The sequence below is a fragment of the Undibacterium sp. TC4M20W genome, assembly GCF_049340245.1.
Lineage (GTDB): Bacteria > Pseudomonadota > Gammaproteobacteria > Burkholderiales > Burkholderiaceae_D > Undibacterium.
Map to the genome: position 1 here is coordinate 51,578 of NZ_JBMPPI010000005.1, position 15,505 is coordinate 67,082.

The window sequence follows — 15,505 nt, forward strand, 5'->3', positions numbered from 1 at the left end:
ACCTGTTGTAGTTCCGGTAGTCGTACCTGTTGTAGTTCCGGTAGTCGTACCTGTTGTAGTTCCGGTAGTCGTACCTGTTGTAGTTCCGGTAGTCGTACCTGTTGTAGTTCCGGTAGTCGTACCTGTTGTAGTTCCGGTAGTCGTACCTGTTGTGGTTCCGGTAGTCGTACCTGTTGTAGTTCCGGTAGTCGTACCTGTTGTAGTTCCGGCAGTGATACTGGACTGCGGATTTGAACCACCCCCACCGCCACAAGCAGCTAAAGACAATCCCGCTATCAATACTGCAATAACGACTTTCATTCTCAACCCTTACAATTTGTTTGAACACCCAAAAACCCGCCACTTTACCAGAAGATATGCAATTTTAATAATTACCATACCATCTCTCCGTTACACGTTATTTACTTGCAAACTGACGAGACTAAAAATTTGCTTAGAATTGATTTTGCGGAAAACACGGCAGTTACAAAATCTCGATAAAGTTAAAGAAAAATCGCCCTCGCGGGCGATTTTTAGTCTTCGAGCCGTCTGCGCTTGCAAGCGCAGACGAGATGATGCCCGGCGATCTTAAAAATTAGTTTTTGGATTGATCAACCAGTTTGTTTTTAGCGATCCAAGTGCACTTGAAGGCGTAAAAAAAGTCGTCCAAGTGGACGACTTTTAGCCTTCGAGCTGCGTGCGCCTGCAAGCGCACGCTGGATGATGCCCGGCGATCTCAGCAATTAGTTTTTGCTTTGATCAACCAGTTTGTTCTTCGCTATCCAAGGCATCATGGCACGCAATTTCGCGCCCACTTCTTCGATCTGATGCTCAGAAGTCAAACGACGGCGGGAGATCAAAGTCGGCGCGCCGGCTTTGTTTTCCAGGATGAAGCTCTTCGCGTATTCACCAGTCTGAATATCTTTCAGGCATTGGCGCATGGCGTTTTTGGTGTCTTCTGTAACGACTTTAGGGCCAGTCACATATTCACCGTATTCTGCATTGTTGGAGATCGAGTAATTCATGTTGGCGATACCGCCTTCATAGATCAGGTCAACGATCAGTTTCAATTCATGCAGACATTCAAAGTAAGCCATTTCTGGTGCATAACCAGCTTCAACCAGGGTTTCGAAACCAGCCTTAATGAGTTCAACTGCACCACCGCACAGAACCGCTTGCTCACCGAACAAATCAGTTTCTGTTTCTTCACGGAAGTTGGTTTCGATGATGCCGGCACGGCCACCACCGTTAGCCATTGCGTAGGACAAGGCGATGTCACGGGCAGAGCCGGATTTATCCTGATACACAGCGATCAGGTGAGGCACGCCGCCGCCCTGGCTATAAGTACCACGTACAGTGTGGCCAGGTGCCTTAGGAGCGATCATGATGACATCCAGATCGGCGCGTGGCACAACTTGACCGTAGTGGACATTGAAGCCATGGGCAAATGCCAGCACTGCGCCTTGTTTGGCGTGAGGAGCAACGTTTTCAGCATACACCTGGGCGATGTTTTCATCTGGCAGCAAGATCATGATGACGTCAGCTGCTTTGACTGCGTCGTTCACTTCAGCCACGTTCAGACCGGCATTTTTTGCCTTATCCCATGAAGCGCCGCCTTTACGCAGGGCGACAGTCACTTTACAGCCGGAATCATTCAAGTTCTGTGCGTGTGCATGGCCTTGAGAACCGTAGCCGATGATAGCAACGTTTTTGCCTTTGATCAGGGAGAGATCACAATCTTTGTCGTAGAAAACTTTCATTTTGTATCCTAATAATTAAGTATTTTTGTAGGGGATGGCGTATGCCTGAAACTATTTTTTAAACCTTGAGGATGCGTTCGCCGCGTCCTATGCCTGAACCACCGGTACGTACCGTTTCCAGAATTGCCGTGCGGTCGATTGAATCGATGAAAGCATCCAATTTACCTTTATTACCAGTCAATTCTATGGTGTAGGTCTTTTCGGTGACGTCGATGACGCGGCCACGGAAAATATCTGCGGTACGCTTCATTTCTTCGCGCTCCTTGCCGACCGCCCTTACTTTGATCAGCATCAGTTCGCGTTCTATGTGCGCGCCTTCGGTCAGATCAACCACTTTGACTACCTCAATCAGGCGGTTCAAATGTTTGGTGATCTGTTCGATGATGTCGTCAGAACCAGAAGTCACGATCGTCATACGCGACAGGGTCGGGTCTTCAGTCGGTGCAACCGTCAGGGTTTCAATGTTATAGCCGCGCGCAGAAAACAGACCGACCACACGGGACAAGGCACCGGCTTCATTCTCAAGAAGGATGGAAATAATATGTCTCATTACAGATCCTCCGAACCCAGCAACATTTCAGTCAAGCCCTTGCCTGCCTTGACCATAGGCCAGACATTCTCGGTTTGATCAGTAATGAAGTTCATGAATACCAGCCTGTCTTTCATGGCAAAGGCTTCACGCACTGCGCCATCGACGTCTGCCGGGTTTTCTATCTTCATGCCGACGTGGCCATAGGCTTCCACCAGCTTGGTAAAATCGGGCAGAGAGTCCATGTAAGACTCGGAATAACGTGAGCCATAATCAATTTGCTGCCACTGCCTGACCATGCCAAGGAAGCGGTTGTTCAACAAGATAATTTTTGGTGTCAGGTGATACTGCTTGCAGGTTGCCAGCTCTTGTATACACATCTGTATCGAGGCTTCGCCAGTGATACAGGCAACAGTCGCATCCGGGTTAGCCATCTGCACACCCATGGCATACGGCAAACCCACGCCCATGGTCCCCAGGCCACCGGAATTGATCCAGCGACGTGGCTTATCAAAGCGGTAGTATTGCGCAGCCCACATCTGATGCTGGCCAACGTCCGAGGTAACAAAGGCATCGCCCTTGGTCACTTCCCAGACTTTTTCAACCACGGACTGTGGCTTGATGACTTCATTTGAAGTCGGGTATTTCAGGCATTCACGGCCACGCCATTCATTGACCTGCTTCCACCAGGTAGCCAGCGCCTTTGGATCAGGACGTGTCTCAACTGCACTCAGTTGTGACAACATTTCCTGCAAGACGTCTTTGACATTGCCCACAATAGGAATATCAACCTTGACGCGCTTGGAAATCGACGAAGGATCAATATCAATATGAATGATCTTGCGTGGATGCGAAGAGAAATGCTTGGGATTGCCGATCACGCGGTCATCAAAACGTGCGCCAATGGCGATCAGCACGTCACAGTGTTGCATGGCCATATTGGCTTCGTAAGTACCATGCATGCCCGGCATGCCGACGAATTTTTCATCGCTGGCACGGTAGGCGCCCAAACCCATGAGGGTATTGGTACATGGAAAGCCGAGCAGATCGACCAGCTTGTTCAGCTCCGGCGCAGCATGCGCGAGTATCACGCCGCCACCGGTATAAATCATGGGACGTTCAGCCTGCAACAGCAGTTGCACAGCCTTGCGAATTTGACCTGCATGCCCTTTATCGACTGGCTTGTAAGAGCGCATTTCGACTTCTTTAGGGTAGCTATAGGTAGTTTTGTGCATGCTGATATCCTTGGGGATATCCACCAGCACAGGGCCCGGACGACCTGTCGTTGCAATATAGAATGCTTTTTTGACGGTCTCGGCCAGATCCCTGACGTCTTTCACCAAAAAATTATGCTTTACGCAGGGACGGGTAATACCAACGGTGTCACATTCCTGGAAAGCATCCTGGCCGATAACGGCACTGGGCACCTGGCCTGAAATGATCACCATGGGTATCGAATCCATATAAGCAGTTGCCAGCCCGGTTACCGCATTGGTAACACCAGGTCCGGAAGTGACCAGGGCCACGCCTACTTTATTGGAGGAACGGGAATAAGCATCAGCAGCATGTACTGCAGCCTGCTCATGACGCACCAGGATGTGTTGAAACTTGTCCTGATTGAAGATTGCATCATAGATATAGAGTACGGCACCACCCGGATATCCGAATACATGCTCAACACCCTCTTCGGCAAGACACTTGACAAGTATCTCTGCGCCTGTAAATTCTGAACTCATAAATTGTGTCCTTTCAAGGTCCATAGGAGATTGATCGGATGTTCTTTCCTGGCGAAATCGACATGTAAATACCGGAAAGCTGAGATCCCTTTACGTGCGGTCACATTCCCCTTTACACATCCGTTGGATATGGTACCAGGCAAGGCTTAGTGCACTCGTTCAATCAGTATTAAGGCTTTACAACGACAGACTTCTCACGCTTGTGGCATGGGTCAGAACAAACAGCTTCTTAAAGCGAACTTGTCGGCGACGGCATTGTGGGCTGTTCCAGACAAGCATTTTGTGCCCCGAGATTTTGGAGCGGACTCACAAGGTACTGCGTCGCAGCAATTTGGTCAAGGAAAATTCTATAAGAAAAGAAACTTATTTGCCCTTAAAATGTTATCAAATGACAATAAGCCACAAAATTCAGGACATAAGCACGTATTTTTGCTAGCATGTGCGCAATTTTGCATAGCCAGCTTCTTTAGTTTTAACGCCATTGATCGTCATTAATCAAAGCCAATGCGTAACGACAATGAGGAAGCCGCGCCTGCTATAACAACGTAACTCAACGCAAAGCGAACGTAAAGCGCGTAACTGCCAACAATGGCCACAGACAAAGAATTATCCAGCTTTTTGGAAGGTGTAGAACGACGCGCTTTCAAACATGCTGTCTATACGGTAAGAAATGAAGAGTCTGCCCTGGACATTGTCCAGGAGGCAATGATCAAGCTCGCCGAAAAATATGGCGACAAACCTGCGGCAGAATTGCCCATGCTGTTCCAGCGCATACTGCAAAACACTATCCTGGATTTTTTTCGCCGGGAAAAGGTCAGAAACACCTGGGTTAGCCTGTTTTCCAGCATCACGCCGTCCAATAATCAGGACGACGATAATTTTGACTTGCTGGAAAGTTATGCTGAAGAAGGCTCGGAATCATCCGAATCCAGTGCAGACAAGATAGAACGTGAGCAAGTTCTTAACATAATTGACGAAGAAATAAAAAAACTTCCAGCACGTCAACGGGAAGCGTTCCTCATGCGTTATTGGGAAGACATGGATGTAGCGGAAACCGCCGCTGCAATGGGTTGCTCAGAAGGCAGCGTCAAAACACACTGCTCCAGGGCAACACACGCATTGGCCGTCACGCTCAAGGCGAAAGGAATACACCTATGAATTACTCAAAAGAAGCTAAAGACCTTGAGTTTGCTTACAAGGTAAGACGGGCGCTGAACGAGTCAGCAGAAAGCCTGCCTGCCCCTACCCTTGACAGGCTGGCGCTGGCACGCAAAGCGGCTTTGGCCCGCAAGAAGCAGGAAGCACCGGCAGCCGTGAAGGTATTCAAGGGCGTGCTGGCTGGCAACTCTGGCTTTTCTTTCCAGGGACCAGGTTCCTGGATGGGCAAGCTGGGCCTGGCCCTGCCCTTGCTGGTCCTGGTTGTGGGCTTGCTGGGCATTTATGAATACGAGCAACAGCAAAACATTAATGAACTGGCAGATATCGATACTGCCGTCCTGGTGGATGAATTACCGCCAGCCGCCTATGTTGATACCGGGTTCAGTGCTTATTTGAACAAAACAGAGGAGTAGTAGTGACGTTTGCGTTAATACCGAATACTGTTTGTCTCATTATTCTGTCTCTTGCAATACCGCTGGCTTTTGCCGGCGGTATTTCTGTTCCTGCGTCCAATCCACAAAGTACAGTTAATACAGCTAAGGCCAGCACTGGCCTGCTGGGCGGCAGTACCCTGAGCAAACCGCTGTGGACAGAACTCAGCGCTGCACAGAAACAGGCTTTGGCACCATTGAGTCCCGAATGGGACAAGATGTCAGAACTCGGTAAGAAAAAATGGCTGGGGATCGCCGATCGCTACGCAACGATGAAGCCTGACGAACAAGCCAGGTTGCAAGAACGCATGCGTGACTGGGTCAAACTGACCCCTGAGCAGCGTATGGCCGCCCGCGAAAACTACGCAAAATCAACACAACTCAAGCCTGAGCATAAGTCAGCACAATGGCAACAATATCAACAGCTGAGTGAAGAAGAAAAAAAACGCCTCGCAGATGAAAACCAGAAAAAGAAAAGTGTGACCAATCTGCCATCGGAATCTGTCAAGAATCCGAAAATCCTGGCACCTATCAAGGTAGGCCCAACGCCGCCCACTACATCAGCGCCAGCAGTTAAAGTCATTACACCGCCTGCGGCAGTTCTTGTTACACCTGCTGCACCTGTCACACCTGCCGCCTCAGTTGCCGCTACACCACCGGCAGCTACTGCAACCGATACCACCGCCGCCAGCGTGCCCGCGTCCCAAAACAAGTAATCCCGTGAATTCTGATCTGACTGCTCCAGCCATACGCCGCCGCCTGATTTGCATGGTCTATGAGGCCATGCTGCTGTTTGGCATCGTTTTTGTCTCAGGCTTTATCTTTGATGTGATCACGCAGAGCAGGCATGCCCTGACTTTACGTCATACTCGTCAGTTCTGGCTGTTTCTTGTCATTGGTGCATATTTTGTGTTTTGCTGGAGCCGCAGTGGCCAAACCCTGGCAATGCAGACCTGGCGTATCAAGGTGGTTGATCTGGATGGCGGCAAATTGCCTGTGGTGAAGGCTATAGTACGCTATTGCCTTGCATGGATGTGGTTTTTGCCTGCCATGGCTCTGGACCATCAACTGGGCCTCAAAGAGTGGCAAATGGCTGGCGTGGTCATCGCTGGCATGCTGGCCTGGGCATACACCGCCCGTTTCGACAAGCAAGGCCAGTTCTTGCATGACCGTCTGGCCAAGACCCGATTGATCCATATTCCCTCAGAAATTGAGCTGAAAGCGCAGTCAGGAACCTGATACTCTTTTGATGTTGCGCTTTCAATGTTATTCTTATGAAATAAATTATCGAGAAGAATGACATGCAACACAAAGCTCCTCGTCGCACCAGGGAACGTATACTTGAGTTATCCCTGCGCCTTTTCAATGAATTCGGTGAACCCAATATCACCACGACCGTGATTGCTGAGGAAATGAATATTTCCCCGGGCAATCTTTATTATCATTTTCGCAATAAAGACGATATCGTCAATTCCATCTTTGTGCAGTTCGAGGCAGAGATCAACAAGAAGCTGGCTTTCCCCGAAGGGCGCAAAGCCAATATCCAGGATATCTGGACTTACCTGCACCTGACGTTTGAACTGGTCTGGCGTTATCGCTTTTTCTATCGCGACCTGAATGACTTGCTCTCACGAAACCGCAAGCTGGAACTGAACTTCAAAGAGATACTGACGCACAAGATCAAGGTCGCGACCGAACTCTGCAATGGTTTGCGCGCCGACGGTGAGTTTGAAGCTAGTGACATCGATATCGATGCCCTGGCCACCAATATGGTGGTCGTCGCAACTTACTGGCTGTCGTATGAATATGTGCGCAATCCGCGTAAATATACCGAACTGCAAACTATGTCGGAGTCGCTGGCACGTGGATGTTATCAGGTGATTGTGCTGATCAGCCCTTACCTGCGCGGCGAAACCAAGAACGTCTTTGAAAAACTGTCGCAAGACTATTTGCGCAAGATCAATCCAGCATGAAGAATATTTGCGTCTATTGTGGCTCTTCGCCAGGCATTACGGCAGACTATGCCATTGCAGCACGCCAACTGGCTGCTGAACTGGTCAGGCAAGACCTTGGCCTGGTGTATGGCGGCGGCAATGTTGGCCTCATGGGCGTCATTGCGGATGAAGTCATGCGCCTGGGCGGCAAAGTCACGGGTGTCATTCCTAAAGCACTGATGGATAAAGAGGTTGGCCATACCGGCCTGAGCTCCCTGCATGTCGTTGCCAATATGCATGAACGCAAAGCCATGATGGCTGATTTGTCGGACGCCTTCATCGCCATGCCTGGTGGCATAGGCACGCTCGAAGAATTATTTGAAGTGCTGACCTGGTCGCAACTGGGCTTTCATGAGAAACCTGTTGGTTTATACAATATCAATGATTTTTACCGGAAATTGCATGATTTTCTCTTGCACACGGTAGAACAGGGCTTCTTGCGGCCTGGCCATCTGGACTTGCTGTATATGGAAACCAACCCAGCCCTGCTCTTGCAGAAGTTTGCCAACTATCGTCCAGTGCACGTAAAAAAATGGCTGGAAGTCAAAGACCTTTGATTTCTCTGCATGCCTGAAGCTTTACTCAAGGGCCAAAACCGCATGGCAAGGCCAAAAGCAGAGTAAAATGCGGCTTCATCCGACTTTTCGTGTTTATTTCAAATTATGAAATTCTCCAAGCAATTTTCTTTGTACGAATCCGAAGCAACCAACTTCATCAAAGACCTGAAAAAAGCCAATCCTGCACTGGAACAAAGCCAGCGCGATGGCCGTGCCCTGCTGTGGGACAAGCAAGCGATAGACCTGGACACGCAAAAACGCAATCTGGAATCGCGCATCAACCAGCAAGCCTACGTGTATCAAAACAAAGGCTAAGGCTAAGGCTAATACAGCCTGCCTTGATACTCTGATCAATCCGGAAAGCCAGTGAGCGCCACCGCAGCGTTAACCCCAACCGATTTACCCTTGGTTGGCGCAACCGACAGCACGCCTGATGTTGTCGATGGTCTGGCATTTGCCAAGCTGTATGGTGAGCCGCTATTCAAGCTGCCGACTGATCTGTACATCCCCCCTGACGCGCTGGAAATATTCCTGGAGGCATTTGAAGGCCCACTGGATTTGCTGCTATACCTGATACGCAAGCAAAACTTCAATATCCTTGATATTCCGATGGCGCAAGTGACGCTACAGTATCTGCAGTACGTCGATCAGATACGCAAACACAATTTGGAACTGGCCGCCGAATATCTGTTGATGGCAGCCATGCTCATCGAGATCAAATCCCGCATGCTGCTGCCCTCCAACAAGAGCACAGACAGTGAAGAAGCCGATGATCCCCGCGCAGAACTGGTACGCCGTCTGCTCGAATACGAACAGATGAAGCTGGCTGCTTACGATCTCAATGCAGTACCACAACTGGGCCGTGATTTTTTGCACGCCCAGGTGTTCGTCGAACAAAACACCGTGCTGCACTGGCCGCATGTCGATATCGCTGACCTGCAATCTGCCTGGGCAGATGTATTGAAGCGCGCTACTCTCGTCGCCCATCACAAGATCAGCCGTGAAGAACTGTCGGTGCGTGAACACATGACAGGGATTTTGCGCAAGCTGCAGTCATCCAAGTTTGTAGAATTCTCCGATCTGTTTGATGTCAGCCGTGGTGCGCCTGTGCTGGTCGTCAATTTTGTCGCCCTGCTTGAACTGGCTAAAGAAACCCTGATAGAAATCACCCAGGCAGAAGCCTTTGCGCCTATCTATGTGCGCCTCGCCTACTCGCCTGCCTGATGGCAAGAACAATACTATTCCTCACTAAAGAGCCGTAACATGAAAATCATTTCCTCCATTGAAGAATTGCGCGACCAGTTGAGTGGGCAATTGCGTACTGCATTTGTACCTACCATGGGCAATTTGCATGAAGGGCATTTATCCCTGATGCGGCTGGCAAAAAAACATGGTGACCCGGTAGTCGCCTCGATTTTCGTGAACCGCCTGCAGTTTGGCCCGAATGAAGATTTCGACAAATACCCGCGCACTTTCCAGGCTGACGTAGAGAAGCTGGAAAAAGAAGGCGTGTATGTTCTGTTTGCACCGACTGAAAAAGACCTGTATCCAGAACCGCAGGAATACCGCGTGCGCCCACCAGATGATTTGGGCAATATACTCGAAGGTGAATTCCGCCCTGGTTTCTTCACTGGTGTCACTACTGTCGTATTGAAACTGTTTTCTTGCGTACAGCCACGCGTTGCCGTCTTCGGTAAAAAAGATTATCAGCAGCTCATGATCGTACGCAATATGAGCAAGCAATTTGCCTTGCCGACAGAAATCATCGCCGCTGAAACTTTCAGGGCAGAAGACGGTCTGGCCCTATCTTCGCGCAATATGTATCTGTCACCAGAAGAACGCGCCGAGGCACCTGCCCTGTACAAAGTCCTGAATGAAGTCGCAGCAGAAGTACGCGGCGGCCATCTGGATATGTTTGAACTCGAACGCCAAGCCATGGCAAAACTGGCGACACGCAACTGGAAGCCGGATTACATCTCCATACGCAAACGCGCCGACCTGCAACCACCATCTGCTGGAGACCTCGCCCAGCAATTGCCGCTGGTGGTAGTTGCTGCCGCCAAACTGGGTGGCACACGCCTGATCGACAACCTGGAAATTTGATGCGTCGTTTTCAATTGCTAACAGGCAGTCTTGCACTTGCAACCTGCCTGACTGGGAGTCTTGCATCAACTAGTTCGTATGCTGCCATCACTGTACTGGATGATGCGCAACGCACTGTCACGCTAGAAAAACCTGCGCAACGCATCGTCAGCCTGGCACCGCATATTACCGAGATGTTGTTCGAGGCTGGCGCGGCAAATAACATCATCGCAGTAACCGATTACAGCGACTATCCTGAAGCTGCGAAAAAACTGCCATCGATAGGCAATATTTTTGCACTGGACCTGGAGCGCCTGCTATCCCTCAAGCCAGATCTGGTCATTGTCTGGGGAACAGGCAATGCAAAAATCCTGGCCAATAAATTGCGCAGCAACCACATCACTGTCTTTGAAAGTGAGCCCCACAATTTTGAAATGGTGGCAACTTCGATAGAAAGACTGGCGACACTGGCTGGCACTGAAAGTACCGGCAAAGCCAATGCACAAAAGTTCAGGCAGCGTCTCGACAATCTGCGCAAGACTTATCAATTGCCAGCAGGGGCAGCACCGGTCAGCGTATATTATCAAATGATACGCAGGCCATTGATGACCATCAATGACACGCATATGGTGTCCGACTCCATACGTCTGTGCGGCGGCAAAAATGTATTTGGCCAACTCAAAGAATTGAGCTCCACCATCACCAATGAAGCAGTGCTGGCAGCGAACCCTGAGGTCATCTTCAGCAGCGGTGAAAATATCGACAGCATGGCAGACTGGAAGCAGTATCCCATCCTGACAGCGGTAAAGAAAAACAATTTCTATGCAGTCAAAGGTGACTGGCTGAACCGCGCCGGGCCACGCATACTCGATGGTACCGAAGCTCTATGCAAACACCTGGCGACAGCAAGAAGCAAATAGGCGCTGGCAGCAAACAATTTCTTTTCAAGCGATAATGTTTGTCTTGCTTGCTGCCGCAAGCCTTACAGATTGATTGCTACTCATGCGCCAAGGTATTTTGTTTGCAGGCTCCGCGTATTTCCTCTGGGGCCTGTTCCCCATCTATTTCAAAACCCTGCACGACGTCCCTGCGCTGGAAATCCTGCTGAACCGCATGCTGTGGTCATTGCTATTCCTGGTTGGTGTACTGACCTGGCGCAAGCAATGGGCCTGGGTCAGCACAGCAATCAGGCAACCGAAACTGATAGCCGGCTTTGCCCTGAGTGCGGTGCTGTTGTCCGCCAACTGGTTTGTCTATATATGGGCCGTCAATCACCGCCACATCGTTGATGCCAGCCTCGGTTATTTCATCACGCCCCTTGTGAATATCCTCATAGGCTCAGTCTTGCTGCGTGAAAAACTGCGCCCTGGTCAATGGCTGTCAGTAGCCCTGGCTGCTATAGGCGTCGCCTGGTTGACCATACAGACTGGCCACCTTCCATGGATAGGCCTGGTGCTGGCAACGACATTTGGCACTTATGGCTTGCTGCGTAAGACCTCTGCCCTGGGTGCACTGGAAGGCCTGTCATTGGAAACTGCCCTGCTCTTTCCATTTGCCTTTGGCTGGCTATGCTGGCTTACTGCACAAGGACAAAACAGCTTCATCGCCAGCAGTGTGGATATCAAGATGCTGCTGCTCATCAGCGGCCCTATCACTGCCATTCCCCTGTTACTGTTCGCGGCAGGCGCAAGGCGCATACCGATGACGACACTGGGATTGCTGCAATACATCTCGCCGCTGGTGCAGTTACTGCTGGGCGTCTGGCTATATCACGAGCCTTTCGACTCCAACAAACTGGCAGGCTTTATCGCCATTTGGGCAGCGCTGGTCGTCTATTCAGCTGAAGGTTTGTGGCGCAATTTCAATCAACAAAAAATGTGAACGCCTCAGAAAACATCAAATTATTTTTTGTGAGTCAGTGCGAAATGGAAAGTTCAATAGCAGGTAAATGCTCATCATGCAGCAATTGGTAAAATCAGGATAAGTGAACACCCACCCGATGAAGACAGAATCTGCAATTGCATACCACACTCAGACGCTCTGTTACGAATGTTGCTCAAACCACGACCTTTTGAAGGAATTGCCAAGTCAAAACCAATTCCATTATCTTGAATGATGACTGAAATTGAGTCAGCATTGACTTTAGTACTCACTGTCACCTGAGTAGCCTGAGCGTGTTTAATGATGTTGGTAAATGCCTCAAGAATAATTCTTTGCACATGCTGAACTTTAACCGGATTCATTTCCTGTATTGTCGGTAGCTCACCAACCTCCCAGACCAATTCTATTCCGGCACCGTTAAAACGGTGTTCGAGACGATAGCGTAATGCACCCAAAACACTCCCCAGATCACCCTCCATTGGCTCCAGCGCATCAATAGTCAACCGTAGCTCATCAATCAACTCCCTGACTTTTTGCTCCATGATAGCTGGTTGCATGATTTGAGTGCGAACATGATTTAACATACCAGCCAGTTGCGAGCCGAACCCATCGTGCATATCACGCATGATACGTTGCCGTTCAAGTATTAATGCTTCTTTGATTTGCCCTTCCTTCTTCTCTGCATTTGCCCGCTCGAGCTTACTCAGGGCTTTATTGAGATTATTTCGCGTGCGCAGAAGACTACGTCTTGTGGCTTGTACCGAGCGTGTAAAGCGCATAGCCATGATGACACTCATCGCCAACATGAAAAAGAGAATGGAAAATCTTGCCAACGCAAATGTCTGATAGCCATGCTTCATATGTACAACAACAATATGGTCATAAATACCAAAAGACAGGGCAATAACTGCAGCACCAAGCAACAAGTTATTTTGAAAGCTGGTTTTTTTCCTCCATTTGGCAAACAGCAAGATAGTCGTTAAAAATACATACAACAACATCACAAATAACCATACCTTGCGTGCCAGATAACTTTCGCCAAAGCTATAGGAAAATGTCAGCAATACTGTTATCACCGCAAAAAGCCATATGCTTCTTACAGTCCAGACGGACTTCATTCTCAATATGTTGACGGTACTGAAGATCAGACAAGCGACGGCACCACCGTAAGCCATGTCTATTGCCCACCCCCACCATTTGTAGGGAAATATCGGCTCTGTTGTCAGTGCATAGGTAGTACGAAAACCCCAAAGTAGAGCAGACATACCAAAGATGACGTACGCACGGGATCCCGCGGCCCAACCAAAACCACAAAAAATCAAAGACAAAAACATACAAATACTGATCGTGGCAAGAGATCCACCAACTTGCCAGACCATTCTTTGCTCAAACATGGGGCTGACATCCTTTAGCGGACCTATCCATACTTCAGACAAACCAGCATAGCGTGCCACTTCACCAGCAATCGTCACAAAGATTGTATTCTCACCAATATTCAAGACACCATTTGCAATGTTGAACATATGCGGAGTATGCACAAAGTCTTTACGTTGGTCGTTAAGCTCGCCCCTGCTGCCGACCATCACGCCGTTGACCTCGACCCTTATACGATTACCTGCCCGTGGAAGAAAGATTGCATAGGTCTGTGCAACTTGCTGCGTTAATACAAATGTGAACGAATAACGCATCACGCCAGCACGCATGGGCTTGTATACATTCCAGGAGTCAGGCAATGCAACGATGCCAAGCTGCACACCTGTATTGATATCCAAAAGACTTGCATGATCAAGGCGTAATACTTGCGCCTGTGCAAAACGGCCTTCAGCCAACATAAGCACAAGAAATATCCCAGCGGAAATCAAGCACTTTTGCAACAAGGCCATGATGACCATCCCTAATTCAGGTGATTTATTTTAAATAAAACAACTTATAGACTGATGTCATTAAACTATGTCAGTATAATTTAAGCAATAAAATTCCCCATTCCAAGTTGGTATTACAACACTCAAATACGTGGAGGCACTATGATCACCATTCATGACCTTACCGGACTTAATGCAACATCGATTTCATCCATGCCCATCATCGCAGATCAAGATGAAATGAAAACTTATCTGACTGATCATGATGACACAGAGAAATTATCAATCGCAGGTTCACGTCACAGTCAGGGTGGGCAAGCGACATGCAGTAATGGTGCGATGCTGATCACTGAGTTAATGAACAGAATTACCGAAGTAAACACGACGGATAACACTGTCACGGTAGAGGCTGGTGCGACCTGGTCTGACGTCCATCATCACCTGAACCAATTTGGTTTGGCTCCATTAGTACATCAATCGTCAGCAGGTTTTTCAGTCGGTGGTTCGCTGAGTGTCAACTGCCATGGCCGCGACGCCAGAAAAGGACCATTATCTTCCACCGTCAAAAGTTTGGAACTTTTATTGCCGAATGGAGATACCACAACAGTGACGCCAGCAGACGAGCTATGCAAAGCAGTGCTTGGCGGATATGGTAGCTGCGCAGTCATTCTTGAAGCGACGCTGCATGTAGGGAGAAATGATCTATTACGCCAGGATGCAAAATTAATCAGCCTGGAGGACTATCAGAAAAAGATCGTTGACAGAGACAATACCAGCACCTGGCCGGACATGCACTATGCATGGCTGTCCTTTGATCCAAAAAAGCTTTATGACGAGGTACTCAGCGTTGATTATGTCAACACGCTGCAAAGCGCCGCAAGCAATGAAAAACTTGATATTGAAAAATGGGCCACGGGCGAATTTACCAGTAAGGCATGGGCTGTTTCTCGCCAAAGCACAGACGCACGTTCCAAATTATGGCAACTGGTCAAAGCATATTACCCTGGCGACCACACAATTAAAAGTCGCATGAACTGGATGCGCTCTGCCATTTCCTTTGTTCTGCATAAAGGCACCGATGAAACTGACATGCTCCAGGAATATTTTGTCCCATTGCGTGAATTGCTGCCTTTTGTGAAAAAATTAAAATCCTTGTACCAAGAAACAAATGCAGTGTCAGTCTTGAGCACAACGCTAAGGATAGTTCAACCAGAGAAAACCGACCATACGACATTTCTTTCATACTGCCCAAAAGAAAGCATGGTATGTGTGGCTGTTGATTTGAGTGTAAAAGTCTCAGGTGGCGTGCCAGATCCATCAGCCATAATATGTTTTAACAAGGCAGCACGATTCGCAATCGCGGCTGGCGGTAGCTATTACCTTCCATATTATCGTGCTGCGGACCGGGCGCTGTTTCAGGAAGCCTACCCAAATCATGCATCCCTGACTTCTGCGATTGCAGCGCATAACCCGAATCGCAAATTGCACAATGATTTTTTAAGCGCATACCTTTAAAAACAGAGGCTGTCCAGAAAC

Annotated in this window: 17 protein-coding genes; 13 read left to right on the forward strand and 4 right to left on the reverse strand. The window is 48.9% G+C overall.

Annotated elements, in window-relative coordinates; genetic code table 11:
* Window positions 1-722: 722 nt before the first annotated feature.
* From ilvC to ACO0LL_RS08310, 3 genes are read right to left on the reverse strand one after another with little or no spacing between them, the layout of a single operon-like run.
* Window positions 723-1,739 (reverse strand): ketol-acid reductoisomerase, encoded by a 1,017-nt coding sequence (gene ilvC / locus ACO0LL_RS08300; protein WP_110253979.1) that lies wholly within the window; start codon window positions 1,737-1,739, stop codon window positions 723-725.
* A 58-nt stretch (window positions 1,740-1,797) separates the two neighbouring features.
* Window positions 1,798-2,289, reverse strand: a complete 492-nt coding sequence (gene ilvN, locus ACO0LL_RS08305; protein WP_422950396.1) for an acetolactate synthase small subunit — start codon at window positions 2,287-2,289, stop codon at window positions 1,798-1,800.
* Entirely contained in the window at window positions 2,289-4,004 is a 1,716-nt protein-coding gene (locus ACO0LL_RS08310) for an acetolactate synthase 3 catalytic subunit (RefSeq protein ID WP_422950397.1), read from the reverse strand. The genes ilvN and ACO0LL_RS08310 overlap by 1 nt, the downstream gene beginning before the upstream one ends.
* Before the next feature lie 207 nt (window positions 4,005-4,211).
* Here ACO0LL_RS08310 and ACO0LL_RS08315 point away from each other — a divergent pair, with 207 nt between their 5' ends.
* The 12 genes from ACO0LL_RS08315 (at window position 4,212) to rarD (ending at window position 12,107) form a co-directional block, all read left to right on the forward strand.
* Complete coding sequence (locus tag ACO0LL_RS08315; protein ID WP_422950398.1) at window positions 4,212-4,499, forward strand: hypothetical protein; 288 nt, start codon at window positions 4,212-4,214, stop codon at window positions 4,497-4,499.
* Between the two features lie 93 nt (window positions 4,500-4,592).
* A complete protein-coding gene (locus tag ACO0LL_RS08320) occupies window positions 4,593-5,162 on the forward strand; it encodes an RNA polymerase sigma factor (RefSeq protein WP_162041826.1) in 570 nt (189 codons plus the stop codon).
* Window positions 5,159-5,575, forward strand: a complete 417-nt coding sequence (locus tag ACO0LL_RS08325; RefSeq protein WP_422950399.1) for a DUF3619 family protein — start codon at window positions 5,159-5,161, stop codon at window positions 5,573-5,575. The genes ACO0LL_RS08320 and ACO0LL_RS08325 overlap by 4 nt, the downstream gene beginning before the upstream one ends.
* A 2-nt stretch (window positions 5,576-5,577) precedes the next feature.
* Window positions 5,578-6,309, forward strand: a complete 732-nt coding sequence (locus tag ACO0LL_RS08330) for a DUF3106 domain-containing protein (RefSeq protein ID WP_422950400.1) — start codon at window positions 5,578-5,580, stop codon at window positions 6,307-6,309.
* Between the two features lie 4 nt (window positions 6,310-6,313).
* Window positions 6,314-6,832 (forward strand): RDD family protein, encoded by a 519-nt coding sequence (locus tag ACO0LL_RS08335; RefSeq protein ID WP_422950401.1) that lies wholly within the window; start codon window positions 6,314-6,316, stop codon window positions 6,830-6,832.
* Window positions 6,833-6,894: 62 nt separating this feature from the next.
* Window positions 6,895-7,566 (forward strand): TetR/AcrR family transcriptional regulator, encoded by a 672-nt coding sequence (locus ACO0LL_RS08340; protein WP_162041829.1) that lies wholly within the window; start codon window positions 6,895-6,897, stop codon window positions 7,564-7,566.
* On the forward strand, window positions 7,563-8,144 hold the full coding sequence (locus ACO0LL_RS08345; RefSeq protein ID WP_422950402.1) for a TIGR00730 family Rossman fold protein: 582 nt from the start codon (window positions 7,563-7,565) through the stop codon (window positions 8,142-8,144). The genes ACO0LL_RS08340 and ACO0LL_RS08345 overlap by 4 nt, the downstream gene beginning before the upstream one ends.
* A gap of 105 nt (window positions 8,145-8,249) precedes the next feature.
* Window positions 8,250-8,459: a DUF3460 family protein gene (locus ACO0LL_RS08350; RefSeq protein WP_162059367.1), complete on the forward strand. Its 210-nt coding sequence runs from the start codon at window positions 8,250-8,252 to the stop codon at window positions 8,457-8,459.
* 51 nt (window positions 8,460-8,510) lie between these two features.
* Window positions 8,511-9,368 carry a segregation and condensation protein A gene (locus ACO0LL_RS08355; protein WP_422950403.1) on the forward strand — a complete coding sequence of 286 codons (858 nt, stop codon included), beginning with the start codon at window positions 8,511-8,513 and terminating at the stop codon, window positions 9,366-9,368.
* Between the two features lie 39 nt (window positions 9,369-9,407).
* The gene (gene panC / locus ACO0LL_RS08360; protein ID WP_422950404.1) at window positions 9,408-10,247 is read left to right on the forward strand and encodes a pantoate--beta-alanine ligase; all 840 of its coding nucleotides are present in this window, start codon (window positions 9,408-9,410) and stop codon (window positions 10,245-10,247) included.
* On the forward strand, window positions 10,247-11,146 hold the full coding sequence (locus tag ACO0LL_RS08365; RefSeq protein WP_422950405.1) for a cobalamin-binding protein: 900 nt from the start codon (window positions 10,247-10,249) through the stop codon (window positions 11,144-11,146). The genes panC and ACO0LL_RS08365 overlap by 1 nt, the downstream gene beginning before the upstream one ends.
* Before the next feature lie 82 nt (window positions 11,147-11,228).
* Window positions 11,229-12,107 carry an EamA family transporter RarD gene (gene rarD, locus ACO0LL_RS08370; RefSeq protein WP_422950406.1) on the forward strand — a complete coding sequence of 293 codons (879 nt, stop codon included), beginning with the start codon at window positions 11,229-11,231 and terminating at the stop codon, window positions 12,105-12,107.
* 74 nt (window positions 12,108-12,181) lie between these two features.
* On the opposite strand, the gene ACO0LL_RS08375 is transcribed toward rarD, so the two are convergent.
* Window positions 12,182-13,990 (reverse strand): ATP-binding protein, encoded by a 1,809-nt coding sequence (locus ACO0LL_RS08375; protein ID WP_422950407.1) that lies wholly within the window; start codon window positions 13,988-13,990, stop codon window positions 12,182-12,184.
* 141 nt (window positions 13,991-14,131) lie between these two features.
* Between ACO0LL_RS08375 and ACO0LL_RS08380 the strand changes: the two genes are divergently transcribed.
* Window positions 14,132-15,484: an FAD-binding oxidoreductase gene (locus ACO0LL_RS08380; RefSeq protein WP_422950408.1), complete on the forward strand. Its 1,353-nt coding sequence runs from the start codon at window positions 14,132-14,134 to the stop codon at window positions 15,482-15,484.
* Window positions 15,485-15,505 lie beyond the last annotated feature (21 nt).

Excerpts from the sequence above, each read along its gene's own strand:
- ilvC (WP_110253979.1), bottom strand. The coding sequence starts at position 1,739 with ATGAAAGTTTTCTACGACAAAGATTGTGATCTCTCCCTGATCAAAGGC.
- ilvN (WP_422950396.1), bottom strand. The coding sequence starts at position 2,289 with ATGAGACATATTATTTCCATCCTTCTTGAGAATGAAGCCGGTGCCTTG.
- ACO0LL_RS08310 (WP_422950397.1), bottom strand. The coding sequence starts at position 4,004 with ATGAGTTCAGAATTTACAGGCGCAGAGATACTTGTCAAGTGTCTTGCC.
- ACO0LL_RS08315 (WP_422950398.1), top strand. The coding sequence starts at position 4,212 with ATGGGTCAGAACAAACAGCTTCTTAAAGCGAACTTGTCGGCGACGGCA.
- ACO0LL_RS08320 (WP_162041826.1), top strand. The coding sequence starts at position 4,593 with ATGGCCACAGACAAAGAATTATCCAGCTTTTTGGAAGGTGTAGAACGA.
- ACO0LL_RS08325 (WP_422950399.1), top strand. The coding sequence starts at position 5,159 with ATGAATTACTCAAAAGAAGCTAAAGACCTTGAGTTTGCTTACAAGGTA.
- ACO0LL_RS08340 (WP_162041829.1), top strand. The coding sequence starts at position 6,895 with ATGCAACACAAAGCTCCTCGTCGCACCAGGGAACGTATACTTGAGTTA.
- ACO0LL_RS08345 (WP_422950402.1), top strand. The coding sequence starts at position 7,563 with ATGAAGAATATTTGCGTCTATTGTGGCTCTTCGCCAGGCATTACGGCA.
- ACO0LL_RS08350 (WP_162059367.1), top strand. The coding sequence starts at position 8,250 with ATGAAATTCTCCAAGCAATTTTCTTTGTACGAATCCGAAGCAACCAAC.
- panC (WP_422950404.1), top strand. The coding sequence starts at position 9,408 with ATGAAAATCATTTCCTCCATTGAAGAATTGCGCGACCAGTTGAGTGGG.
- ACO0LL_RS08365 (WP_422950405.1), top strand. The coding sequence starts at position 10,247 with ATGCGTCGTTTTCAATTGCTAACAGGCAGTCTTGCACTTGCAACCTGC.
- rarD (WP_422950406.1), top strand. The coding sequence starts at position 11,229 with ATGCGCCAAGGTATTTTGTTTGCAGGCTCCGCGTATTTCCTCTGGGGC.
- ACO0LL_RS08375 (WP_422950407.1), bottom strand. The coding sequence starts at position 13,990 with ATGGCCTTGTTGCAAAAGTGCTTGATTTCCGCTGGGATATTTCTTGTG.
- ACO0LL_RS08380 (WP_422950408.1), top strand. The coding sequence starts at position 14,132 with ATGATCACCATTCATGACCTTACCGGACTTAATGCAACATCGATTTCA.